The following is a 22293-nucleotide window of genomic DNA, read 5'->3' as shown; positions in this document are numbered from 1 at the left end:
CAAAGATTACTTACTGAATTCACAAGCCATGCCAAAACGCACAGACATCAAAAGCATCCTCATCATCGGCGCCGGCCCGATCATCATCGGCCAGGCTTGCGAGTTCGACTATTCGGGCGCGCAGGCTTGCAAGGCGCTGCGTGAAGAGGGCTACAAGGTCGTCCTCGTGAACAGCAACCCGGCGACGATCATGACCGACCCGAACACGGCCGACGTCACGTACATCGAGCCGATCACGTGGGAAGTCGTCGCGCGCATCATCGAGAAGGAGCGCCCGGACGCGATCCTGCCGACGATGGGCGGCCAGACCGCGCTGAACTGCGCGCTCGACCTGCACCACCACGGCGTGCTCGAAAAGTTCGGCGTCGAGCTGATCGGCGCGTCGCCGGAAGCGATCGACAAGGCGGAAGACCGCCAGAAGTTCAAGGACGCGATGACCAAGATCGGTCTCGGTTCCGCGAAGTCGGGCATCGCGCACTCGATGGAAGAAGCGACCAAGGTGCACGCCGAGATCATGGAGTACACCGGCGGCAGCGGCTATCCGGTCGTGATCCGTCCGTCGTTCACGCTCGGCGGCTCGGGCGGCGGCATCGCGTACAACCGCGAGGAGTTCGAAGAGATCTGCAAGCGCGGCCTCGACCTGTCGCCGACGCGTGAACTGCTGATCGAGGAATCGCTGCTCGGCTGGAAGGAATACGAGATGGAAGTCGTGCGCGACCGCGCCGACAACTGCATCATCGTGTGCTCGATCGAAAACCTCGACCCGATGGGCGTGCACACTGGCGACTCGATCACGGTCGCGCCGGCGCAGACGCTCACCGACAAGGAATACCAGATCCTGCGTAACGCATCGCTCGCGGTGCTGCGCGAGATCGGCGTCGACACGGGTGGCTCGAACGTGCAGTTCTCGATAAACCCGAAGGACGGCCGCATGGTCGTCATTGAAATGAACCCGCGTGTGTCGCGTTCGTCGGCGCTCGCATCGAAGGCAACCGGCTTCCCGATCGCGAAGGTCGCGGCGAAGCTGGCGGTCGGCTACACGCTCGACGAGCTGAAGAACGAAATCACCGGCGGCCAGACGCCGGCATCGTTCGAGCCGACGATCGACTACGTCGTCACGAAGATCCCGCGTTTCGCGTTCGAGAAGTTCCGCGAAGCCGATTCGCGCCTGACCACGCAGATGAAGTCGGTCGGTGAGGTGATGGCGATCGGCCGCACGTTCCAGGAATCGTTCCAGAAGGCGCTGCGCGGCCTCGAAGTCGGCGTCGACGGTCTCGACGAGAAGTCGACCGACCGCGACGAGATCGCGATCGAGATCCACGAGCCGGGCCCGGACCGCATCTGGTACGTCGGCGATGCTTTCCGCATCGGCATGACGGCCGAAGAGATCTTCGCGGAAACCGCGATCGATCCGTGGTTCCTCGCGCAGATCGAGCAGATCATCCTGAAGGAAAAGGCGCTGTCGGGCCGCACGCTCGCGTCGCTGACGTTCGACGAATTGCGCTACCTGAAGCAGAGCGGCTTCTCCGACCGCCGCCTCGCGAAGCTGCTCGGCGCGTCGCCGGAAGACGTCCGCAAGCGTCGCGTCGAACTGAACGTGCGCCCGGTTTACAAGCGCGTCGACACGTGCGCGGCCGAGTTCGCGACCAAGACGGCCTACATGTACTCGACCTACGAGGAAGAGTGCGAGGCGCAGCCGACCACCAACAAGAAGATCATGGTGCTGGGCGGCGGCCCGAACCGGATCGGCCAGGGTATCGAGTTCGACTACTGCTGCGTGCACGCGGCCCTCGCGATGCGCGAGGACGGTTACGAAACGATCATGGTCAACTGCAACCCGGAAACGGTGTCGACCGACTATGACACGTCCGACCGCCTGTACTTCGAGCCGCTGACGCTCGAGGACGTGCTCGAAATCGTCGACAAGGAAAAGCCGGTTGGCGTGATCGTCCAGTATGGCGGCCAGACACCGCTGAAGCTCGCGCTCGACCTCGAGGCGCACGGCGTGCCGATCATCGGCACGTCGCCGGACATGATCGACGCGGCCGAAGACCGGGAACGCTTCCAGAAGCTGCTGCAGGACCTCGGCCTGCGCCAGCCGCCGAACCGCACCGCGCGCGCCGAAGAAGAGGCGCTCGCGCTGGCGGCCGAAATCGGCTACCCGCTCGTCGTGCGCCCGTCGTACGTGCTGGGCGGCCGCGCGATGGAAATCGTCCACGAGCCGCGCGACCTCGAACGCTACATGCGCGAGGCCGTGAAGGTGTCGAACGATTCGCCGGTGCTGCTCGACCGCTTCCTGAACGATGCGATCGAATGCGACGTCGACTGCATCTGCGACGGCGAGGCAGTGTTCATCGGCGGCGTGATGGAGCACATCGAGCAGGCGGGCGTTCACTCGGGCGACTCGGCATGCTCGCTGCCGCCGTACTCGCTGTCGAAGGAAACCGTGGCCGAGCTGAAGCGCCAGACGGGCGCGATGGCGAAGGCGCTGAACGTGGTCGGCCTGATGAACGTGCAGTTCGCGATCCAGCAGGTGCCGCAGGCGGACGGTTCGAAGCAGGACGTGATCTACGTGCTGGAAGTGAACCCGCGTGCATCGCGCACGGTGCCGTACGTGTCGAAGGCGACCAGCCTGCCGCTCGCGAAGATCGCGGCGCGAGCGATGGTCGGCCAGAAGCTCGCGCAGCAGGGCGTGACGAAGGAAGTCGAGCCGCCGTACTTCAGCGTGAAGGAAGCGGTGTTCCCGTTCGTCAAGTTCCCGGCTGTCGATCCGGTTCTCGGGCCTGAAATGCGTTCGACCGGCGAAGTGATGGGTGTCGGCCAGACGTTCGGCGAAGCGCTGTTCAAGTCGCAACTCGCGGCCGGTTCGCGCCTGCCGGAGTCGGGCACGGTGCTGCTGACCGTGATGGACGCCGACAAGCCGAAGGCCGTCGAAGTCGCGCGCATGCTGCACGACCTCGGCTACCCGATCGTTGCGACCAAGGGTACGGCTGCCGCGATCGAAGCGGCCGGTGTGCCGGTGAAGGTCGTCAACAAGGTGAAGGACGGCCGGCCGCACATCGTCGACATGATCAAGAACGGCGAGATCGCGCTCGTGTTCACGACGGTCGACGAGACGCGCCAGGCGATCGCCGATTCGCGTTCGATCCGCATGAGCGCGCAGGCGCACAAGGTCACGTACTACACGACGATGTCGGGCGCGCGCGCGGCCGTCGAGGGCCTGCGCTACCTGAAGGATCTGGAAGTCTATGATTTACAAGGTCTTCACGCTCGCCTAAACTAAGCAGTCAGTTACCTGTCGAAGCAACACGTGCCGCGGTTAAGCGGTGTTTCCGGTTCGCCGGAAACGCGCTTAATCGCGGTGATTTTTTTTATAGCCGTTTTTAGCGATTGAGCCGTTTATGAGTACCATTCCGTTGACAAAGCGTGGCGCAGAGCAACTGCGCGATGAATTGCAGCGCCTCAAGTCCGTCGAGCGGCCGGCCGTGATCAACGCGATCGCGGAGGCCCGCGCACAGGGCGATCTGTCCGAAAACGCCGAATACGACGCAGCGAAAGAAAAGCAGGGTTTCATCGAGGGCCGTATCGCGGAACTCGAATCGAAACTGTCCGCCGCGCAAATCATCGATCCCACCGTGCTCGACGCCGACGGCCGCGTGGTGTTTGCCGCGACGGTCGAACTCGAGGATCTCGAGTCGGGCGACACCGTGAAGTACCAGATCGTCGGCGACGACGAAGCCGATATCGATCACGGCCTGATTTCGGTGAGCTCGCCGATCGCGCGTGCACTGATCGGCAAGAGCGAAGGCGACGTCGCAGCGGTGCAGGCACCGAGCGGCGTGCGCGAATACGAAATCATCTCGGTCAGCTACGTCTGAAGCGGAGCGACGTGATGCCGCATCGCGTGTTCCGTCTGCTGTCGACCGTATGGGTCGGCAGCCTGCTGACGATCGGGTATGCGGTCGCGCCCGTGCTGTTCAAGACGCTGGAGCGGATGACGGCCGGTACGGTCGCCGCCCAGCTGTTTCGCATCGAGGCGATCCTCGGTGTCGTATGCGGCGTGCTGCTGCTCGCATTGTCGAATCAACAGATACGGCGTGGCAGCGGCGATTATCGTCGCGTGCGCTGGATCATCGCCGCGATGGTCGTGTGCGTGCTGGTCGGGTATTTCGCGCTGCAGCCGTTCATGAACGCGCTGCGGGTGGCCGCGATGGACTCGGGCACCGATATTGCGAACTCGCCGTATGCGAGCCGCTTCGGGATGCTGCACGGTGTCTCGAGCCTGTTCTATCTGGTCGAGAGCGTGCTGGGTCTGATGCTGATCTGGCGTTTGCCCGCGCGCGACGCCTGAGCGTCGCGGGGGGGCAGGGCGGCACGGGGGTTCCCGTGCCGCGCAGCAGCATTACTTGCCCTGGTGCGGCCGCTTCGTGCTGGCCTGGCGCTTTTTCGCACGCTTCACCGTACCGCCTGCCGTCACGCGCTCGTTGCCGCGCACGACGACCTTCGTCGGCTTCGGACGACGCACGGGACTCGCGTTCGGCGACACCTTGATGACCTTGACGGTGCGCGGTGCACGGCCCTTCTTGTCGTCGACGGCCTCGGCCGCGCTCGGCAGGGTGCCGGCACGGCGACCGCGGGTCGGGGCGGCCTCGGTAGCCTCGGGCTTCCAGATCACCAGCAGCTTGCCGATGTGCTGGATCGGCGCCGCGTTCAGGCGATCGCAGATCTCGTCGTAAATGGCGACGCGCTCATCGCGCTCGTCGCCGAACACGCGGATCTTGATCAACTGGTGCGCGGCGAGGTGCACCTTGATTTCCTTCAGCACGGCGTCGGTGAGCCCTTCGGCGCCGATCAGCACGACGGGCTTGAGCGCATGGGCCTGGGAGCGCAGCGCGGAGCGCTCGGCGGGGGAAAGCGAAAGGGCGGGCATGGAAATATCGGAATCTAAATAAGGGCGCACTGCGTTGGGTGTAAACCGCGGACAGTTACCGCGTCAGCCGCGCGCCGAAACCACGTAAAATCGCGGCTTGGGCCTTGAAAGGGCCGCAGCCGCGCGAAGAAGACGCGTATTATCCGCCAAAAGCACGGCTTCACGAAGCAAATAGCAGCAATCTCTCTCTCGAATGGCAAAAAACCGCTTTAACCAGCACTGGCTGCACGACCACATCAACGACCCGTACGTCAAAATGGCGCAGCGGGAGGGCTATCGCGCGCGCGCCGCGTACAAGCTGAAGGAAATCGACGAGCAGGACAAGCTGATCCGTCCGGGCCAGGTGATCGTCGACCTCGGCGCGACGCCGGGCAGCTGGAGCCAGTATGCCCGCAACAAGCTCGCGCAGGGCAAGAAGCGTGACGCGGAGCGCGAAGGCGGCATCGATGGCACGATCGTTGCGCTCGACATCCTGCCGATGGAGCCGATCGCCGACGTTCACTTCCTGCAGGGCGACTTCCGCGAGGACGCCGTTCTCCACCAGCTCGAAGAAGTGCTCGAAGGCCGCTCGGTGGACCTTGTTATTTCGGACATGGCCCCCAACCTCTCCGGTGTGGCTTCGGCGGACGCGGCGCGCATCGAACATCTGTGCGATCTGGCGCTCGAATTCGCGCAGAACCACCTGAAGCCGGACGGGGCGCTGCTGGTGAAGTGTTTCCACGGCAGCGGCTACAGCCAGATCGTTGAAAAGTTCAAACAGCAGTTTAAGGTCGTCGCGCCGCGCAAGCCGAAGGCGTCCCGCGACAAATCGTCCGAAACGTTCATTTTGGGTCGGCAACTGAAGCATCCGCGGTAATGCGGAGCGGGGTGCCGCAAACGGGCTCCGGCCCTTGCCTGACAAGCGAATCGCTATCGCGGCGGTTGTCAATGCTTATGGCGAGGGTGGTCGGACTGGATTAGAATGACCGAGGAGCGCCGCAAGGAAAATGTAGGCGCTCGTCTACGAGTGAAGGAGTGGTGCTTTGAACAACAATATGTTTTCGAAGGCAGCAGTGTGGCTGGTGATCGCACTGGTGCTGTTTACGGTGTTCAAGCAGTTCGACAAGCCCCGCGTCCAGGAAGGTGTGTCCTATTCGCAGTTCATGGACGACGCCAAGAACGGCAAGGTCAAGAATGTCGTCGTGCAGGGGCGCAACCTCACCGTCACTCCGGCTGATGGCCAGAAATACCAGATCGTGTCGCCCGGCGACATCTGGATGGTCGGCGATCTGATGAAGTACGGCGTGCAGGTCAGCGGCAAGGCCGACGACGAGCCGAACGCACTGATGTCCGCGCTGTACTACCTCGGGCCGACGATCCTGATCATCGTGTTCTGGTTCTACATGATGAGGCAGATGCAGGGGGGCGGCAAAGGCGGCGCATTCTCGTTCGGGAAATCGCGCGCGCGGCTGATCGACGAGAACAACAACGCGGTGAACTTCTCCGACGTCGCGGGCTGCGACGAAGCGAAGGAAGAAGTGTCCGAGCTCGTCGACTTCCTGCGCGATCCGCAGAAATTCCAGAAGCTGGGCGGTCGCATTCCGCGCGGCGTGCTGCTCGTCGGCCCTCCGGGTACCGGCAAGACGCTGCTCGCCCGCGCGATCGCCGGTGAAGCGAAGGTGCCGTTCTTCAGCATCTCGGGTTCGGACTTCGTCGAAATGTTCGTCGGCGTCGGCGCGGCCCGTGTGCGCGACATGTTCGAGCAGGCGAAGAAGCACGCGCCGTGTATCGTGTTCATCGACGAAATCGACGCGGTCGGTCGCCATCGCGGCGCCGGTATGGGCGGCGGCAACGACGAACGCGAGCAGACGCTGAACCAGATGCTGGTCGAAATGGACGGCTTCGAAGCGAACTCGGGCGTGATCGTGATCGCCGCGACCAACCGCTCCGACGTCCTCGACAAGGCGCTGCTGCGTCCGGGCCGTTTCGACCGCCAGGTCTATGTCGGCCTGCCGGACATCCGCGGCCGCGAGCAGATCATGCGCGTGCACCTGCGCAAGGTGCCGATCGCGAACGACGTCGACGCAGCGGTCATTGCACGCGGCACGCCGGGCTTCTCGGGCGCCGATCTCGCGAACCTCGTGAACGAAGCGGCGCTGTTCGCCGCCCGTCGCGGCAAGCGCATCGTCGAGATGCAGGATTTCGAGGACGCGAAGGACAAGATCTTCATGGGTCCGGAGCGCAAGTCGGCCGTGATTCGCGAAGAGGCGAAGCGCGCGACGGCTTACCACGAGTCGGGCCACGCGGTGATCGCGAAGCTGCTGCCGAAGGCCGACCCGGTGCACAAGGTCACGATCATCCCGCGCGGTCGCGCGCTCGGTGTCACGTGGCAGTTGCCGGAGCACGACAACGAAACGTATTCGAAGGACTACCTGCTCGATCGCCTGGCGATCCTGTTCGGTGGCCGCGTGGCCGAGGAGTTGTTCCTGAACCTGATCAGCACCGGCGCATCGGACGACTTCAACAAGGCGACGCAGACGGCGCGTGCGATGGTGGCCCGTTTCGGCATGACCGACGCGCTCGGGCCGATGGTCTACGTCGACGACGAGAGCGACAACGGCCCGTTCGGCCGCGGCTTCACGCGCACGATCTCGGAAGCGACGCAGCAGAAGGTCGACGGCGAAATCCGCCGCGTGCTCGACGAGCAGTACAACCTTGCACGCCGCCTGCTCGAAGAGAACCGCGACAAGGTCGAAGCGATGACGGCTGCGCTGATGGAGTGGGAAACGATCGACGCCGATCAGATCAACGACATCATGGAAGGGCGCCCGCCGCGCTCGCCGAAGAGCTCGCCGGCTATCGGCGGCGACTCGCCGGGCGGCGGCACGACCGCCGAAGTGAAGCCCGGCAACGCGCCGGCGCCTGCTTCACCAGCCTGACCTCCGCTGTAGCACCGTTCACGGGCTGGTGTGGCTTCACACCGGCCCGTTTTGCATTCATCAACGCATCCCGCCCGTGTCCGATCCCGCTGTTTCTGTCCGCATCCCCGCGCCGCTCCAGTGCGGCCGTTTCTCGTTGACGTTCGAACGCCCGCTCGTGATGGGCATCCTCAACGCGACCCCCGATTCGTTTTCCGACGGCGGCCGCTTTCTTGCCCGCGACGACGCGCTGCGCCAGGCCGAGCGGATGATTGCCGAAGGGGTCGACCTGATCGATATCGGCGGCGAATCGACGCGCCCCGGCGCGCCGCCGGTGCCGCTCGACGAGGAACTCGCGCGCGTGATTCCGCTGGTCGAAGCGCTGCGGCCGTTGAACGTGCCGCTGTCGATCGACACCTACAAGCCGGCCGTGATGCGTGCGGCGCTCGCCGCCGGCGCGGACCTGATCAACGACATCTGGGGGTTCCGCCAGCCGGGTGCGATCGATGCGGTGCGCGAAGGCAACAGCGGGCTGTGCGCGATGCACATGCTCGGCGAGCCGCAGACGATGCAGGTCGGTGAGCCCGACTACGGCGACGTCGTGACCGACGTGCGCGACTTTCTCGCCGAACGTGCGCAGGCGTTGCGCGATGCGGGTGTCGCGCCGGAGCGGATCTGCGTCGATCCCGGCTTCGGGTTCGGCAAGGCCGTGATCGACGACAACTACGCGCTGCTGGCCGCATTGCCCGATACGGCGCCCGCACGGCCCGACGGGCGCGCTTATCCGATTCTCGCGGGCATGTCGCGCAAGTCGATGCTCGGCGCGGTGATCGGCGGCAAGCCGCCGATGGAGCGCGTCGCGGCAAGCGTGGCGGCCGCGTTGTGCGCGGTCGGGCGGGGCGCCGCGATCGTGCGGGTGCACGACGTCGCAGCGACGGTCGATGCGCTGAAGGTCTGGAACGCCGTGCGCGAAGCCGCGCGGCAACGATAAGTCAGAAAGACGAAGGAGGAAGGTTCGCCATGGGACGTCGATATTTCGGCACGGACGGCATTCGCGGCACGGTGGGCGAGGCGCCCATCACGCCCGATTTCGTGTTGCGCCTCGGTTATGCAGCCGGCAAGGTTCTGGCCGGCTCGGCCGACGTCGCGGCGGGTGCGCGTCCGACGGTGCTGATCGGCAAGGACACGCGCGTGTCGGGCTACATGCTCGAGGCCGCGCTCGAGGCCGGCTTCTCGGCCGCCGGCGTCGACGTGATGCTGGCCGGCCCGATGCCGACGCCGGGCGTCGCGTACCTGACGCGTGCGCTGCGCCTGTCGGCCGGCGTCGTGATCAGCGCGTCGCACAACCCGTATCACGACAACGGAATCAAGTTCTTTTCCGCGGACGGCAACAAGCTGCCCGACGACACCGAAGCCGCGATCGAAGCGTGGCTCGACAAGCCGCTCGAATGCGCGGCGTCGGACGGTTTGGGCAAGGCACGCCGTCTCGACGACGCGGCCGGCCGCTACATCGAGTTCTGCAAGAGTACGTTCCCGGCCGCGTTCGACCTGCGCGGTCTGAAGCTCGTGATCGACTGCGCGCACGGCGCTGCCTACCAGATCGCGCCGCACGTGTTCCACGAGCTCGGCGCGGACGTGATCCCGATCGGCGTCGCGCCGAACGGCTTCAACATCAACGACGGTGTCGGCGCGACGGCGCCCGACGCGCTGGTGCGCGCGGTGCGTGCGAACCACGCGGACCTCGGCATCGCGCTCGACGGCGATGCGGACCGCCTGCAGGTCGTCGACTCGACCGGCCGGCTGTTCAATGGCGACGAGTTGCTCTACGTGCTCGTGAAGGACCGCATCGCGACCGACGGCAAGGTGGACGGCGCGGTCGGCACGCTGATGACGAACCTCGCGGTCGAAGTCGCGTTGCAGCGCGAAGGCGTGAAGTTCGTGCGTGCGGCGGTCGGCGACCGCTACGTGCTCGAGCAACTGCGCGAGCACGGCTGGCAGCTCGGCGCGGAAGGCTCGGGCCACATTCTGTCGCTCGACCGGCATTCGACCGGCGACGGCATCGTGTCGGCGCTGCTAGTACTGGCCGCGCTCAAGCGCAGCGGCCGCACGCTCGCGCAGATGCTCGACGGCGTCACGCTGTTCCCGCAGAAGCTGATCAACGTCCGGATGAAGCCGGGCGCCGACTGGAAGGGCAGCGCATCGATTCGCGCGGCGATTGACGCGGCCGAGGGCGCACTGGCCGGTCGCGGCCGCGTGCTGATCCGCGCGTCCGGTACCGAGCCGGTGCTGCGCGTGATGGTGGAAGCGCAGCAGGCGGCCGATGCGACCCGCCATGCGGAGGCGATTGCCGACGCGGTGCGCGAAGCGACGGCCTGACCCGCAGCGGCGGGTGCGCGACGGTCGGCCGCGTGCGCATCGCCCCGGGGTCATCGACATGCGGCGCCTTCGGGCGCCGCGTTTTCGTTGGCCGCAAAGGTTTGCGATCCGGCCGGAAGGCGTCTTCGACGCGGATTTCGTCTGATGGAAGACGCCGTTCGACCCTGTCGTATCGGTGCTCCGGCGGCGGGCTTTCTGGCCCTGTTTTCGCCGCACCACGATTGGCTCGTGCACTCCGTCAGCGGGTGTCCGGGCGCCTCTCCCGCCCCGGCAATTCTTGCCGCCATCCCCGCCACGCGAGGCCGCCACGGCCCCGTGCGCACCGCCCGCTACACCCTTTCAACCGGTCATGTTACTGTCACGCCAGTTTCATCGATTGTCACATTACCGTCATGAGCAGCCCCTAACCTTCGCGGTGCCGTAGTCATCCGCTCACACACTGGAGGTCTCATGAAATTGATGCAAACCGCGATTGCCGGCCTGGCTGGCGCGCTTTTCGCAGTCGCCGCGCAAGCTGCCGACATCACGGGCGCAGGCAGCACGTTCGCGATGCCGATCTATACGAAATGGGCTGCTGACTACCAGCAGTCCGGCGGCGCGAAGGTGAACTACCAAGGTATCGGTTCGTCGGGCGGCCTGAAGCAGATCAATGCCAAGACGGTCGATTTTGCCGGTTCGGACGCTCCGCTGAAGGACGACGAACTCGCGAAGGAAGGCCTGTTCCAGTTCCCGACGGTGGTCGGCGGCGTGGTGCCGGTCGTCAACGTGCCGGGCGTGAAGGCCGGCGAACTGACGCTGTCGGGCCCGGTGCTCGGCGACATCTACCTCGGCAAGATCAAGAAGTGGAACGACCCGGCGATTGTCGCGCTGAACCCGAAGGTCAAGCTGCCGGATACGGACATCGCGGTCGTTCGCCGCGCTGACGGTTCGGGCACGAGCTTCATCTGGACGAACTACCTGTCGAAGGTCAACGGCGAGTGGAAGTCGAAGATCGGCGAAGGCACGACGGTCAACTGGCCGACGGGCACGGGCGGCAAGGGTAACGACGGCGTCGCGGCCTTCGTGCAGCGCCTGCCGGGCGCGATCGGCTACGTCGAATGGGCGTACGCGAAGAAGAACAACATGACGTACACGGCGCTGAAGAACACGTCGGGTGCCGTCGTCGAGCCGAAGACCGAAACGTTCAAGGCAGCGGCTGCGGGCGCAAACTGGTCGAAGTCGTTCTACCAGATCCTGACGGACGAGCCGGGCAAGGACGCATGGCCGGTCGTCGGCGCGACCTTCGTGCTGCTGCATGCTAAGCAGGACAAGCCGGGCCAGGGCGCCGAAACGCTGAAGTTCTTCGACTGGGCGTTCAAGAATGGCGAAAAGGCTGCCGACAGCCTCGACTACATCTCGCTGCCGCCGGCAGTCACGGCCGAGATCCGCAAGCAGTGGAAGGTGAAGGTCACGGACGCGTCGGGCAAGCCGGTCGCCGCGGAGTAAGCAATACAGCGGTTCGCTGCCCGGCCGTGCCGGCCGGGCAGTGTGTGCGGTAAGGCCGGGCGTCACGGCGCCCGGCGATCCAGAACAGGCGCCCATGTCTGAAATTTCCTACACGTCTTCCCGGTCCGCCGACGCCGCGTCGCAACGCGCGCCGAGCCGTCTCGGCGACGTCATCTTCGGCGGCCTTGCACGGCTTGCCGCGATCGTGACCCTGCTGCTGCTGGGCGGGATCATCGTTTCCCTGATCATTGCGTCGCTGCCGACCATCCAGAAGTTCGGCCTCGCGTTCCTGTGGCAATCCGAGTGGGATCCGAACTCGGATGTCTATGGCGCACTCGTGCCGATCTACGGCACGATCGTGACGTCGCTCATCGCACTCGTCATCGCGGTGCCGGTCAGCTTCGGCATCGCGCTGTTCCTCACCGAGCTGTCGCCCGTGTGGCTGCGCCGCCCGCTCGGCATCGCGATCGAGTTGCTCGCCGCGATTCCGTCGATCGTGTACGGCATGTGGGGGCTGCTCGTGTTCGCCCCCATCTTCGCCGAATACTTCCAGAAGCCGATCGGCCGTCTCTTCAAGGACGTGTGGGTGCTCGGCCCGCTGACGGCTGGCCCGCCCATCGGCATCGGCATTCTCGCGGCCGGCGTGATCCTCGCGATCATGATCATCCCGTACATCGCGTCGGTGATGCGCGACGTGTTCGAAGTCACGCCCGTGCTGCTGAAGGAGTCGGCGTACGGGATCGGCTGCACGACGTGGGAAGTGATGTGGAAGGTCGTGCTGCCCTACACGAAAACCGGCGTGATCGGCGGCGTGATGCTCGGCCTCGGCCGCGCGCTCGGCGAGACGATGGCCGTGACGTTCGTGATCGGCAATACGAACCTGCTCGACAGCGTGTCGCTGTTCGCGTCGGGCAACAGCATCACGTCGGCGCTCGCGAACGAATTCGCGGAAGCGGAGCCGGGCCTGCATACGTCCGCACTGATGGAACTGGGCCTGATCCTGTTCGTGATCACGTTCATCGTGCTGTCCATCTCCAAACTGCTGTTGCTTCGTCTCGAGAAGGGAGAGGGCAAGAAATGAGCGAGCCCATCATGAATTTCCCGGGGCCGGACGGCGCCGTGCTCGACGCGATGCGCAGCCGTCTGCAGCGCAAGCGCAAGGTGACCAACGCGATCGCGCTCACCGCGTCGCTGGGTGCGATGGCATTCGGTCTGCTGTGGCTCGTGTGGATCCTGTACACGACCGTGCATCTCGGTATCGGCGGCCTGTCGCTGCAGTTGTTCACCGAATCGACGCCGGCACCGAACACGGAAGGCGGCGGTCTCGCCAACGCGATCGTCGGCAGCTTGCTGCTGTGCGGTTTCGGCACGCTGATCGGTACGCCGATCGGTATCCTCGCGGGCGTCTACCTCGCCGAATACGGCCAGAAGAACCTGCTGGCGGGCACGATCCGCTTCATCAACGACATCCTGTTGTCGGCGCCGTCGATCGTCATCGGCCTGTTCGTGTACGCGATCGTGGTCGCGAAGTCCGGACGGTTCTCGGGCTGGGCCGGCGTCATCGCGCTCGCGCTGCTGCAGATTCCGATCGTGATCCGCACGACCGAGAACATGCTGAAGCTGGTGCCGAACGCGCTGCGCGAAGCGGCCGTCGCACTTGGCACGCCGAAGTGGCGCATGGTGCTGAAGATCACGCTGCGCGCGTCGGTTGGCGGGATCGTGACGGGCGTGCTGCTCGCGATCGCGCGGATCGCCGGCGAAACGGCGCCGCTGCTGTTCACGGCACTGTCGAACCAGTTCTTCTCGTGGGACATGAGCCAGCCGATGGCCAACCTGCCCGTCACGATCTACAAGTTCGCGATGAGCCCGTTCGCGGAATGGCAGTCGCTCGCATGGGCGGGCGTGTTCCTGATCACGCTCGGGGTGCTCGGACTCAACGTCCTGGCGCGTTCGATCTTCTCGAAAAAGTAACGGCGGAGCAATCCGATGAATATGGCAGAGAGCCACCTGAATCCCGTCGAGCGCACTGCAGCGCCCGCCGGCACGCAAGACGCGACGCATGGCCGTCCGCTGGCGCCGCTGAACGCGAAGATCGAGGTCAACAACCTCAACTTCTTCTACAACAAGTTCCACGCGCTGAAGAACATCAACCTGCGTATTCCCGAAGGGAAGGTGACGGCGTTCATCGGCCCGTCGGGCTGCGGCAAGTCGACGCTGCTGCGCACGTTCAACAAGATGTATGCGCTCTATCCGGAGCAGCGCGCCGAAGGCGAAATCATGATGGACGGCGAGAACCTGCTGACCACCAAGCGTGACATCTCGCTGCTGCGCGCGCGGATCGGCATGGTGTTCCAGAAGCCGACCCCGTTCCCGATGTCGATCTACGACAACATCGCGTTCGGCGTGAAGATGTTCGAAAAGCTCACGCGCTCGGAGATGGACGATCGCGTCGAGTGGGCGCTGACGAAGGCCGCGCTGTGGAACGAAGTGAAGGACAAGCTGAACCAGAGCGGCTATGGCCTGTCCGGCGGTCAGCAGCAGCGTCTGTGTATCGCGCGCGGCATTGCAATTCGTCCGGAAGTGCTGCTGCTCGACGAGCCGTGCTCGGCGCTCGACCCGATCTCGACGGGCCGCATCGAAGAGCTGATCGCGGAGCTGAAGAGCGACTACACGGTCGTGATCGTCACGCACAACATGCAGCAGGCCGCACGCTGCTCGGACTTCACGGCCTACATGTACCTGGGCGAACTGATCGAATTCGGCGAAACCGAAAAGATCTTCATCAAGCCGGTGCGCAAGGAAACGGAAGACTACATCACCGGCCGCTTCGGCTGATGACGGAGAACAACAACCATGTCGGATAAACATCTGTCGAGCCAGTTCGACGCGGATCTCAATGCCGTGTCGTCGAAAGTGCTGGAAATGGGCGGCCTCGTCGAGTCGCAGATCGTCGGCGCGATGCATGCGCTGAACGAGTTCGACCGCGACGCCGCCGAGCGCGTGATCACGGCCGAGGAAACGCTGAACGCGATGGAGGTCGATATCGACCAGGAGTGCGGCAACATCATCGCGCGGAGACAGCCTGCCGCGCGTGACCTGCGTCTTCTGATGTCGATTTCGAAAACGATTACGAACCTCGAGCGCGCCGGCGACGAGGCCGAGAAGATCGCGAAGCGCGTGCGTCGCCTGGTCGACGAACCGGCCGCGCGCACGGTGAACATCGCCGAGATCAAGGTGTCGGGCGAGATGGCCGTGACGATCCTGCGCCGCGCGCTCGACGCGTTTGCGCGCCTCGATACGGTGGCCGCCGCGCAGATCGTCAAGGACGACAAGGAAATCGATCAGGAATTCCGCGCGTTCGTGCGCAAGCTCGTGTCGTACATGCAGGAAGATCCGCGCACGATCTCCGTCGGCCTCGAATACCTGTTCATCGCGAAGGCGATCGAACGGATCGGCGATCACGCGAAGAACATCGCCGAGTTCATCATCTACATCGTGAAGGGCACCGACGTGCGGCACCAGCCGCGCGACACGCTCGACCGCGAAGCCAACAGTTAACGCGTCCACGTACAGGAAAAAAAGAGGTGCCGATGCCCAGCAACATTCTCGTCGTTGAAGATGAGCCCGCGATTTCCGAACTGATCTCGGTGAATCTCCAGCATGCCGGTCACTGCCCGATCCGCGCGTACAACGCGGAGCAGGCGCAGAACCTGATCAGCGATGTGCTGCCCGATCTCGTGCTGCTCGACTGGATGCTGCCGGGCAAGTCCGGTATCGCGTTCGCGCGCGACCTGCGCAACAACGAACGGACCAAGCACATCCCGATCATCATGCTGACCGCGCGCGGCGACGAGCAGGACAAGGTGCTCGGCCTCGAAATCGGTGCGGATGACTATGTGACCAAGCCGTTCTCGCCCAAGGAACTGATGGCGCGCATCAAGGCCGTGCTGCGCCGCCGCGCGCCGCAGCTGACCGAGGATGTCGTGTCGATCAACGGGCTGCGCCTCGACCCGGCCACGCATCGCGTTGCCGCGCATGGCGACGGCAGCGAGATCAAGCTCGATCTCGGCCCGACCGAATTCCGCCTGCTGCATTTCTTCATGACGCACCCGGAGCGCGTGCACAGCCGCACGCAACTGCTCGATCAGGTCTGGGGCGATCACGTGTTCGTCGAAGAGCGCACCGTCGACGTTCACATCAAACGATTGCGCGCGGCCTTGAAACCGGCCGGCTGCGATGCGATGATCGAGACCGTGCGCGGCAGCGGCTACCGGCTCGCGAAGCACGCGTAACGTATCCGGACATGCCGTGTGCCACGGCATGCCGTTCATTCTTTCGAGCGCTGAATCATGAACATCATCTGGGCGCGCTTTCTGGTGTCGCTCGTGCTGCTCGTGCTGATCAGCGTATTGGTCGGCGTGTTCGCCGGCCCGACCGCGGCCCTCGGGTTCGCGGTCGTGATGCTGGTCGCACAGGGCTTCTTTAGTACCTTCCATACGCAACGCCTGTGGCGTCTGCTCGATGCGCCCGTCTATGGCGAGGTGCCGAGCGCACCGGGCATCTGGGGCGAAATCTACTACCGGCTGCACAAGCTCGCGAAGCAGTGGCACGCGCAGGTGCGGCAGGTCGAGCAGCAGCACTCGCGCTTCATCCAGGCGATCCAGGCGTCGCCCAACGGCGTCGCGATGCTCGACGATCGCGATCAGATCGAGTGGTGCAACGCGATCGCCGAGGTGCACTTCGGCCTCGATGCGAAGCGCGACCTGCGCCAGCACATCACGAACCTGGTGCGCCATCCGGATTTCGTCCGCTACCTGAACGCACAGCATTACGACGAGACGCTCGTGATGCGCGGGATGGGTGATTCGCGGCAGAACGTGCTGGCCGTGCAGGTGTTTCCGTACGGCGAGAACCGCAAGCTGCTGCTCACGCAGGACATCACGGAACTCGAGCGTACCGACGCGATGCGCCGCGACTTCGTCGCGAATGTGTCGCACGAGCTGAAGACGCCGCTTACCGTGTTGTCGGGCTTTCTCGAGACGATGCGCGAGCTGCCGCTGAACGAGGAAGATCGCGCGCGCTATCTCGAGATGATGGAGCAGCAGGCATCGCGGATGCGGCACATCGTGACCGACCTGCTGGTGCTCGCGAAGCTCGAGGGCGAGAGCAAGCCGCCGACCGATCGTGCGATCGACATGCGTGCCGTGTTCGACCATCTGAAGGAGGATGCGCAGACGCTGTCGAACGGGCATCACGAGATCGCGTTTAAGATCGACGAGACGCTCGGCGTGACGGGCGCGCAGACCGAGGTGTTCAGTGCGTTCGCGAATCTCGTCACCAACGCGATCCGCTATACGCCCGATGGCGGCAAGATCTGCGTGACGTGGCGACGCGAGGGCGCGCAGGGCGTGTTCTCCGTCACCGACAGCGGCTTCGGCATTCCCGCCGCCGACCTGCCGCGGCTCACCGAGCGCTTCTACCGCGTCGACCGCAGCCGCTCGCGCGATACGGGCGGCACGGGTCTCGGGCTCGCGATCGTCAAGCACGTGCTGCAGCGGCACGACTCGCACTTGTACGTGCAGAGCGAGGAAGGGCGCGGCAGCACGTTTACCGCACGCTTCCCGGCGGCGCGGATCATCGCGATCCGGCCGGCTGCGTTCGAAGCGTGATGGCTTGATGCGCGTCGAGCGTGTCGTTCAAGCGCGCGACCTGAAATGAAAAAGGCACAGCCCGCGGGCTGTGCCTTTTTCATTGGCTGCGCGGCGCGCCAAAACGCGCGCGCCGCATGCGTTGCCTTCCTACGAGCAGAATTTCGCGAGCAACCCGAGCTGCGCATTGCGGATCGTCTTGCCCGCGCGGCGCCGGCGGTAGTGGCCGTCGCTGTGCATCAGCCATGCCGACTGGTTGTCGCCGAGGCAGACCGACAAGCCTTCGGCGATCACGCGGCGCTTCAGCTTGCGCTCGCGAATCGGGAACGCGACTTCGACGCGGCGGAACAGGTTGCGGTCCATCCAGTCGGCGCTCGACAGATAGACGTCCTCGGCGCCGCCCGCATGGAAATAGTAGATGCGGTGGTGTTCGAGGAAGCGGCCGACGATCGAGCGCACCGTGATGTTTTCCGACAAACCCGGCACGCCCGGCTTCAGCGCGCATACGCCTCGCACGATCAGGTCGACCTTGACGCCGGCCTGCGATGCTTCGTACAGCGCGGCGATCACCGACGGCTCCAGCAGCGCGTTCATTTTCGCGACCACGCGCGCGCGCTTGCCGGCGCGCGCATTGTCGATTTCCGCGCGGATCGATTCGATGATGCGCGGATGCAGCGTGAACGGCGACTGCCACAGATCGTGCAGCGTCAGTTCGCCGCCGATCCCGGTCAGTTGCTGGAACACGTGGTGGACATCCTCGCAGATCTTCTGGTCGGCCGTCATCAGCCCGAAGTCGGTGTAGAGGCGGGCGGTGCGCGGGTGATAGTTGCCGGTGCCGAGGTGCACGTAACGGCGCAGCGATGCCTTGCCGTCCTGCACGACGCGCCGCACGATCAGCATCATCTTCGCGTGGCACTTGTGGCCGACCACGCCGTACACGACATGCGCGCCGACGGCTTCGAGCTGCGACGCCCAGTTGATGTTGGTTTCCTCGTCGAAGCGTGCCAGCAGTTCGACGACGACGGTCACTTCCTTGCCGTTGCGCGCGGCTTCCATCAGCGCGTCCATCAGCGGCGAATCGGTGCCGGTGCGGTAGATTGTCTGCTTGATCGCGACGACGCTCGGGTCCTTCGCCGCCTGCTGCAGCAGTTCGAGCACCGGCTGGAAGCTCTCGTACGGGTGGTGCAGCAGGATGTCGCCGTCGTCGATCGCGTCGAACATCGTCGGCGTATTCGTGATCGCGGGTGGAATCGATGCGGTGAACGGTGCGAACTTCAGGTCGGGGCGATCGACGAGATCGGGAATCTGCATCAGGCGCACGAGGTTTACCGAACCGGTTACGCGATAGCAGTCCTTGTCGTCCAGCACACTTTCCTCGAGCAGGCGTCGCACGATGTGCGGCGGCGTGTCGGCCGACACTTCGAGCCGCACCGCGTTGCCGAGGTGGCGCGCGGGCAGTTCGCCCTGCAGCGCGACGCGCAGGTTCGTGATTTCGTCCTCGTCGACGAACAGTTCGCTGTTGCGCGTGATGCGGAACTGGTTGCAGCTCTTCACGACGAGTTGCGGGAACAGTTCGCCGACGAAGCGCTGCATGAACGAGCTGAGCAGCACGAAGCCATGCTCGAAGCCAGACAGCGCCTGCGGCATGCGCACGACGCGCGGCAGCGCGCGCGGCGCCTGCACGATGCCCATGACGGCCTGGCGGCCGAACGCATCGCGGCCTTCGAGCTCGACGACGAAGTTCAGGCTCTTGTTCAGCACGCGCGGGAACGGATGGGCGGGATCGAGACCGATCGGCGTGAGCACCGGCAGCAGTTCGTCGAAGAAGTAGCCGCGCGCCCACTCGAGCTGCGCGTCGTTCCACGTGTCGCTCGCATGGAAGTAGATGCCTTCCTGCTCGAGCGCGGGCAGCACGGTTTCGTGCAGCATCGTGTACTGACGGTGGACCAGTCGCTGCGCGCGCTCCACGACGAGGTCGTAAGCATGCTGTAACGACATGCCGTCGGGCGTCAGTGCACCGGGGTTGTCGCGGATCTGTTCCTGAAGGCCGGCCATCCGGACTTCGAAGAATTCGTCGAGGTTGCTGCTCGTGATGCAGATGAAGCGCAAGCGCTCGAGCAACGGAATTTGCGGGTCGGCCGCCTGGGCCAGCACACGCTCGTTGAAACCGAGGATGCCCAGTTCACGATTGAGAAGCGGATAACGGACGGACATCGGCAGAGTAGGGGGTGGTTCGGGCGATGATTCGAAAGGACGCTCGGAAACTCTCACGATACGATGACGTACAAATGACAATGTTGTATTTATATCGGGAAATTCTACGCTGGAACCATTTTGTCTCATAAATGTTTCGGACATATACAATCTACAGGGCTACATGCCCGTGAAGCATGGCAACGGCAAGCGTTCCACGCTTAAAATGTCGCCTTTGACTGATCGCCCTGCGGTGCCCGAGCGGCGACTGCGGGGGAACGCGCACGGAGCCCCTTCTGATGGTTACATCTCCCCACTTGCTGGCTGCCGTGGATCTCGGCTCGAACAGCTTCCGGCTGATCGTCGGACGTGTCGAGGAAACGCCGGCGGGCAGCCAGATCTACCCCGTCGATGCGCTGCGTGAGCCCGTGCGACTGGCTGCGGGCCTGTCGAGCGACAAGATGCTCGATCGCGCATCGCAGGAGCGTGGCTGGGAAGCACTCAAGCGGTTCGGCGAGCGCCTGCGCGACTTCCATCCCGATCACGTGCGCGCTGTGGCAACCAACACGCTGCGTGTCGCGAAGAACGCGGGCGAATTTCTCGGCGAGGCGGAAGCGGCGCTTGGTTTCCCGATCGAAGTGATCGCGGGCCGGGAAGAGGCGCGCCTGATCTATGCGGGCGCCGCGCATTCGGTGCCGGCGAGTGCCGGCAAGCGGCTCGTCGTCGACATCGGCGGCGGCTCGACCGAATTCATCATTGGCTCGCACTACACGCCGATCGTGATGGAGAGTCTCTATATCGGTTGCGTGAGTCACAGCCGTGCATTCTTCCCGGCCGGCAACGTCGACGAATACACGATGCGGCAGGCCGAACTCGCGGCCAAGCGCGAGATCCAGATCATTTCCAGCGAGTACAAGAAGGCGGGCTGGGACCAGGCGATCGGTTCGTCCGGTACCGCGCGTGCGCTCGCCGAACTCGTCGAGGCGAACGGCTTCAACGACCCGGGCATCACGCACGGCATTTCGCGCGGCGGCCTCGAACGGCTGAAGCGCGCGCTGATCAAGTCCGAGAACGTGAACCGGCTGAAGCTGATCGCGCTGAAGCCTGATCGCGTGCCGGTGCTTGCCGGCGGCCTCGCGATCATGCTTGCGGTGTTTGAGGAACTGGGCGTCGACTACGTCGACACCACCGACGGCGCACTGCGTCTGGGCGTGCTGTATGACCTGCTCGGCCGGACTCAGCACGAGGACATGCGAGCGGTGACCGTCGAGGGCTTCACGCGTCGCTATGGCGTCGATCGCGCACAGGCCGGGCGCATCGGTACGCTTGCGGGACGTTTCTACGACGAACTCGACGAATCCGACGACGAAGCGCGTGAGGAAGGCCGGATGTTCCTCGGCTGGGCCGCCGCGTTGCACGAGATCGGCTTGTCGATTTCGCACAGTGCATATCACAAGCATTCGGCCTATATCGCGAGCAACGCGGACATGCCGGGTTTCTCGCGTACCGACCAGGCGCGCCTCGCCGCGCTCGTGCTCGGTCATGCGGGCAAGCTCGGCAAGCTGTCGCAGGCGCGCGAGGTCGAATGGCCGCTGCTGTTCTGCCTGCGGCTCGCGGCGCTGCTGTGCCGGCGCCGGACCGATGCCGGGCTGCCGGACATATCCGTGTCGCAGATGAAGAAAGGCGGCTATGAGGTGCGGCTGCCGAGCGCATGGGTCGAGCAGAACCCGCTGACCGACTACAGCCTCAGCCAGGAAGCGGCCGAGTGGGAGAAGGTCGGTATTCCGTATCGCGTCGTCTATACGGGCGCGTAATGGGGTGGTGAGGGGTGGTGAGGCCGTCGCGGCGACGCACGCCGATGCGCGCCGACGCGCGCTGCCGCGGTCCTGGATGCGTTGCGACGCGTTCAGTCCGAGCACACGATCGCGGTCAGGAACGGGAATGCCTGCTTGACGGTCGCGTCGCTGCCGGCCTTGCGCACGGCCTGTTCCACCGCGGTTTTCGTGCCGCGCACCACGACGCCGTACGCCCACTCGCCGATCGGCGTGCCGTCGCCTGGCTGGAAGATCGGATCGTTCGCCTGATAGCCGAGCACGACGTACACGCCGAAGCCGTATGCGGTCAGCGGATGGTTTGTGCGGAACGCGTTCACCGAATTCGATTCGACGTGCATCGGCTCTGACTGGATGTCGCCGGCAGCGAGCAGCGGTGCGACGAACTTGTGGCCGTTCGAATGGCAGTCGAGCGCGCCGTCGATCGATTTGGCCGACGCGGCGCCGGTCGCGCCGAGCGCGAGCAGCGCGCCGAAGAGGGTGGCCTTGATAGCGTGTTTTTTCATGCGCGGTTGCGGGTTGGTCGCGGACATTATCGCGTGTTCCCGCAAGATTCGTGCGCGGGTTGCGCGCCGCGCGGCTCGTGACGGCCGGCAAAACGAAAAAGGGTTGCAAGCGCGATGGCTTGCAACCCTTTTCGTATATCGTGGTCCGAGCGATAGGATTCGAACCTACGACGCTCTGATCCAAAATCGGCTGTTCCTACTATTTTCAACGCCGCAGGCGATCGATGGAAATTATAAATCATTGATTTGATGTGGAACTTAACAGGCCGTTGAAATCCCCCCGCCGATCCGTTGACCTGCCCCCTTCAATCGGGCCAATGGGCTTCTAGCAAAGTCCCTTTAAACCAGCTCCTGGAAAGCGGCAGGAGCATCCGCGGTTGCCCGATGTTTCGCCGCAAACTCTGACGGCGCAAGGTAGTTCAGTGC

Annotated in this window: 18 protein-coding genes; 15 read left to right on the top strand and 3 right to left on the bottom strand. The window is 64.5% G+C overall.

From position 1 onward, the window contains the following. The first annotated feature begins 28 nt into the window (after nt 1–28). The 3 genes from carB (at nt 29) to DIE13_RS23845 (ending at nt 4351) form a co-directional block, all read left to right on the top strand. On the top strand, nt 29–3283 hold the full coding sequence (carB, locus tag DIE13_RS23855) for a carbamoyl-phosphate synthase large subunit (RefSeq protein WP_124829575.1): 3255 nt from the start codon (nt 29–31) through the stop codon (nt 3281–3283). A gap of 118 nt (nt 3284–3401) precedes the next feature. After that, entirely contained in the window at nt 3402–3878 is a 477-nt protein-coding gene (gene greA, locus DIE13_RS23850; RefSeq protein ID WP_027784079.1) for a transcription elongation factor GreA, read from the top strand. Between the two features lie 14 nt (nt 3879–3892). After that, a complete protein-coding gene (locus DIE13_RS23845; RefSeq protein WP_124829574.1) occupies nt 3893–4351 on the top strand; it encodes a DUF4149 domain-containing protein in 459 nt (152 codons plus the stop codon). Nucleotides 4352–4402: 51 nt separating this feature from the next. Here DIE13_RS23845 and DIE13_RS23840 read toward each other — a convergent pair whose 3' ends face one another. Beyond that, nucleotides 4403–4930: a YhbY family RNA-binding protein gene (locus DIE13_RS23840; RefSeq protein ID WP_124829573.1), complete on the bottom strand. Its 528-nt coding sequence runs from the start codon at nt 4928–4930 to the stop codon at nt 4403–4405. A 193-nt stretch (nt 4931–5123) separates the two neighbouring features. On the opposite strand from DIE13_RS23840, the gene DIE13_RS23835 reads away from it, so the two are divergent. The 11 genes from DIE13_RS23835 to phoR all read left to right on the top strand — a co-directional run bounded on the left by DIE13_RS23835 (nt 5124) and on the right by phoR (nt 17357). Beyond that, nucleotides 5124–5786, top strand: a complete 663-nt coding sequence (locus DIE13_RS23835) for an RlmE family RNA methyltransferase (RefSeq protein WP_096502756.1) — start codon at nt 5124–5126, stop codon at nt 5784–5786. A 166-nt stretch (nt 5787–5952) separates the two neighbouring features. Next, the gene (gene ftsH / locus DIE13_RS23830) at nt 5953–7848 is read left to right on the top strand and encodes an ATP-dependent zinc metalloprotease FtsH (protein WP_124829572.1); all 1896 of its coding nucleotides are present in this window, start codon (nt 5953–5955) and stop codon (nt 7846–7848) included. Nucleotides 7849–7876: 28 nt separating this feature from the next. Then, complete coding sequence (folP, locus tag DIE13_RS23825; protein ID WP_175770589.1) at nt 7877–8818, top strand: dihydropteroate synthase; 942 nt, start codon at nt 7877–7879, stop codon at nt 8816–8818. 29 nt (nt 8819–8847) lie between these two features. Continuing rightward, the gene (gene glmM, locus DIE13_RS23820) at nt 8848–10203 is read left to right on the top strand and encodes a phosphoglucosamine mutase (protein WP_124829570.1); all 1356 of its coding nucleotides are present in this window, start codon (nt 8848–8850) and stop codon (nt 10201–10203) included. Nucleotides 10204–10653: 450 nt separating this feature from the next. After that, the gene (pstS, locus tag DIE13_RS23810; protein WP_124829569.1) at nt 10654–11688 is read left to right on the top strand and encodes a phosphate ABC transporter substrate-binding protein PstS; all 1035 of its coding nucleotides are present in this window, start codon (nt 10654–10656) and stop codon (nt 11686–11688) included. A 94-nt stretch (nt 11689–11782) separates the two neighbouring features. Further along, the gene (pstC, locus tag DIE13_RS23805) at nt 11783–12769 is read left to right on the top strand and encodes a phosphate ABC transporter permease PstC (protein ID WP_124829568.1); all 987 of its coding nucleotides are present in this window, start codon (nt 11783–11785) and stop codon (nt 12767–12769) included. After that, complete coding sequence (gene pstA / locus DIE13_RS23800) at nt 12766–13659, top strand: phosphate ABC transporter permease PstA (protein WP_124829567.1); 894 nt, start codon at nt 12766–12768, stop codon at nt 13657–13659. Before pstC ends, pstA begins: the two co-directional genes overlap by 4 nt. Nucleotides 13660–13674: 15 nt before the next feature. Next, nucleotides 13675–14523 carry a phosphate ABC transporter ATP-binding protein PstB gene (gene pstB / locus DIE13_RS23795; RefSeq protein ID WP_124829566.1) on the top strand — a complete coding sequence of 283 codons (849 nt, stop codon included), beginning with the start codon at nt 13675–13677 and terminating at the stop codon, nt 14521–14523. 18 nt (nt 14524–14541) lie between these two features. Continuing rightward, a complete protein-coding gene (gene phoU / locus DIE13_RS23790; protein WP_124829565.1) occupies nt 14542–15246 on the top strand; it encodes a phosphate signaling complex protein PhoU in 705 nt (234 codons plus the stop codon). 32 nt (nt 15247–15278) lie between these two features. Next, nucleotides 15279–15980 carry a phosphate regulon transcriptional regulator PhoB gene (gene phoB, locus DIE13_RS23785; RefSeq protein ID WP_006750313.1) on the top strand — a complete coding sequence of 234 codons (702 nt, stop codon included), beginning with the start codon at nt 15279–15281 and terminating at the stop codon, nt 15978–15980. Nucleotides 15981–16037: 57 nt separating this feature from the next. Next, complete coding sequence (phoR, locus tag DIE13_RS23780) at nt 16038–17357, top strand: phosphate regulon sensor histidine kinase PhoR (RefSeq protein ID WP_124829564.1); 1320 nt, start codon at nt 16038–16040, stop codon at nt 17355–17357. Nucleotides 17358–17486: 129 nt separating this feature from the next. Here phoR and ppk1 read toward each other — a convergent pair whose 3' ends face one another. After that, entirely contained in the window at nt 17487–19550 is a 2064-nt protein-coding gene (gene ppk1 / locus DIE13_RS23775) for a polyphosphate kinase 1 (RefSeq protein WP_124829563.1), read from the bottom strand. A gap of 278 nt (nt 19551–19828) precedes the next feature. Between ppk1 and ppx the strand changes: the two genes are divergently transcribed. Then, nucleotides 19829–21343 carry an exopolyphosphatase gene (ppx, locus tag DIE13_RS23770; RefSeq protein ID WP_124829562.1) on the top strand — a complete coding sequence of 505 codons (1515 nt, stop codon included), beginning with the start codon at nt 19829–19831 and terminating at the stop codon, nt 21341–21343. A gap of 92 nt (nt 21344–21435) precedes the next feature. Here ppx and DIE13_RS23765 read toward each other — a convergent pair whose 3' ends face one another. Further along, nucleotides 21436–21867, bottom strand: coding sequence for a hypothetical protein (locus tag DIE13_RS23765; RefSeq protein ID WP_124829561.1), 432 nt, complete (start codon nt 21865–21867; stop codon nt 21436–21438). Between the last annotated feature and the right edge of the window lie 426 nt (nt 21868–22293).

Origin of the sequence: Burkholderia sp. Bp9016, from assembly GCF_003857765.1 — a bacterium.
In the GTDB taxonomy this organism is placed as follows: domain Bacteria; phylum Pseudomonadota; class Gammaproteobacteria; order Burkholderiales; family Burkholderiaceae; genus Burkholderia.
Note: the sequence above shows the minus strand (reverse complement) of the source record. Positions and strands in the feature narration are given on the sequence as shown.

Bases quoted from the DNA above. Each gene is read 5' to 3' on its own strand.
- carB (WP_124829575.1), top strand. From the start codon at position 29: ATGCCAAAACGCACAGACATCAAAAGCATCCTCATCATCGGCGCCGGC.
- greA (WP_027784079.1), top strand. From the start codon at position 3,402: ATGAGTACCATTCCGTTGACAAAGCGTGGCGCAGAGCAACTGCGCGAT.
- DIE13_RS23845 (WP_124829574.1), top strand. From the start codon at position 3,893: ATGCCGCATCGCGTGTTCCGTCTGCTGTCGACCGTATGGGTCGGCAGC.
- DIE13_RS23840 (WP_124829573.1), bottom strand. From the start codon at position 4,930: ATGCCCGCCCTTTCGCTTTCCCCCGCCGAGCGCTCCGCGCTGCGCTCC.
- DIE13_RS23835 (WP_096502756.1), top strand. From the start codon at position 5,124: ATGGCAAAAAACCGCTTTAACCAGCACTGGCTGCACGACCACATCAAC.
- glmM (WP_124829570.1), top strand. From the start codon at position 8,848: ATGGGACGTCGATATTTCGGCACGGACGGCATTCGCGGCACGGTGGGC.
- pstS (WP_124829569.1), top strand. From the start codon at position 10,654: ATGAAATTGATGCAAACCGCGATTGCCGGCCTGGCTGGCGCGCTTTTC.
- pstC (WP_124829568.1), top strand. From the start codon at position 11,783: ATGTCTGAAATTTCCTACACGTCTTCCCGGTCCGCCGACGCCGCGTCG.
- pstA (WP_124829567.1), top strand. From the start codon at position 12,766: ATGAGCGAGCCCATCATGAATTTCCCGGGGCCGGACGGCGCCGTGCTC.
- pstB (WP_124829566.1), top strand. From the start codon at position 13,675: ATGAATATGGCAGAGAGCCACCTGAATCCCGTCGAGCGCACTGCAGCG.
- phoU (WP_124829565.1), top strand. From the start codon at position 14,542: ATGTCGGATAAACATCTGTCGAGCCAGTTCGACGCGGATCTCAATGCC.
- phoB (WP_006750313.1), top strand. From the start codon at position 15,279: ATGCCCAGCAACATTCTCGTCGTTGAAGATGAGCCCGCGATTTCCGAA.
- phoR (WP_124829564.1), top strand. From the start codon at position 16,038: ATGAACATCATCTGGGCGCGCTTTCTGGTGTCGCTCGTGCTGCTCGTG.
- ppk1 (WP_124829563.1), bottom strand. From the start codon at position 19,550: ATGTCCGTCCGTTATCCGCTTCTCAATCGTGAACTGGGCATCCTCGGT.
- ppx (WP_124829562.1), top strand. From the start codon at position 19,829: ATGGTTACATCTCCCCACTTGCTGGCTGCCGTGGATCTCGGCTCGAAC.
- DIE13_RS23765 (WP_124829561.1), bottom strand. From the start codon at position 21,867: ATGAAAAAACACGCTATCAAGGCCACCCTCTTCGGCGCGCTGCTCGCG.